General features: G+C 67.0%; 1 protein-coding gene. It reads left to right on the top strand.

Going from position 1 to position 1,401, the window contains the following annotated elements; translation table 11 throughout:
- Window positions 1–1,401: amino acid permease (locus LVY72_RS24045; protein WP_237827465.1), on the top strand; the 1,401-nt coding region annotated here is incomplete at both ends.

Below are 1,401 nucleotides of genomic sequence, written 5' to 3' on the forward strand. Positions count from 1 at the left end.
GCCGCATCTGGCCCGGCAGTTGTCGAACCGTCATATCCAGTTGATTGCGATTGGCGGGGCTATTGGTACCGGCCTGTTCATGGGGTCGGGCAAGACGATCTCGGTGGCCGGGCCGTCGGTGATCTTTGTGTACATGATCATCGGTTTTATGCTGTTCTTCGTCATGCGGGCGATGGGCGAGCTGCTGCTGAGCAACCTGCATTACAAGTCGTTCAGTGATTTCGCCGCGGACCTGCTGGGCCCGTGGGCGGGGTTCTTTACCGGCTGGACGTACTGGTTCTGCTGGGTGGTGACCGGGATCGCGGACGTGATCGCGATTGCCGGGTATGCCAATGAGCTGGTGCCGGGAATCCCGCTGTGGATCCCGGGGCTGGTCACGATCGGGATCCTGCTGGCGCTGAACCTGCCCACGGTGCGGGCGTTCGGCGAGACGGAGTTCTGGTTCGCGCTGATCAAGATCGTGGCGATCGTGGCGCTGATCGCCACCGGTCTGGTCATGATCTTCACCGGGTTCACCTCCGAGGCCGGTCCGGCGGCGTTCTCCAACCTGTGGAGCCACGGCGGGTTCTTCCCGAACGAGTTCATGGGCTTTGTGGCCGGGTTCCAGATCGCGGTGTTCGCGTTCGTGGGCATCGAGCTGGTGGGCACCACCGCGGCCGAGGCGAAGGACCCGGAGAAGAACCTGCCGCGGGCGATCAATTCGATCCCGGTCCGGGTGCTGCTGTTCTACGTCGGCGCGCTGGTGGTCCTGATGTCGGTGACCCCGTGGACCCAGTTCCAGGCCGGGCACAGCCCGTTCATCGCCACGTTCTCGCTGGCCGGGCTGGGCATCGCGGCGACCGTGGTGAACCTGGTGGTGCTCACCTCGGCGATGTCCAGTGCGAACTCGGGGATCTACTCGACCTCGCGGATGGTCTTCGGCCTGGCCCAGGAGGGCGACGCGCCGGCGGTCTTCGGCCGGCTGTCCTCGCGCAAGGTGCCGCGCAACGCCCTGTTCCTCACCTGCGTGCTGCTGCTCTCCGGGGTGGTGCTGCTCTACGCGGGGGAGAACGTGGGCAAGGCCTTCGACATGGTCACCACGGTCTCGGCGGTGTGCTTCATGTTCGTCTGGTCGATCATCCTGGCCAGCTACCTGGCCTACCGCCGGCGCCGTGGACGGCTGCACCAGGCCTCGGCGTTCAAGATGCCCGGGGGCCGGGCGATGGTCTGGGTCGTGTTCGGCTTCTTCGGCTTCGTGCTCTGGACCCTGACCACCCAGCCCGACACCCTGGCCGCGCTGCTGGTCACCCCGGTGTGGTTCGCCGTGCTGGCCGGGGCCTGGGCCCTGCTGCGCCGCCGGCCGGCCCACCTGGCCCGCTACGAGGCCTTCCGCGCCGACCTCGAGGCCGAGGCCCGGCTCGA

It is taken from the genome of Arthrobacter hankyongi (assembly GCF_022012395.1).
Taxonomy (GTDB): domain Bacteria; phylum Actinomycetota; class Actinomycetes; order Actinomycetales; family Micrococcaceae; genus Crystallibacter; species Crystallibacter hankyongi.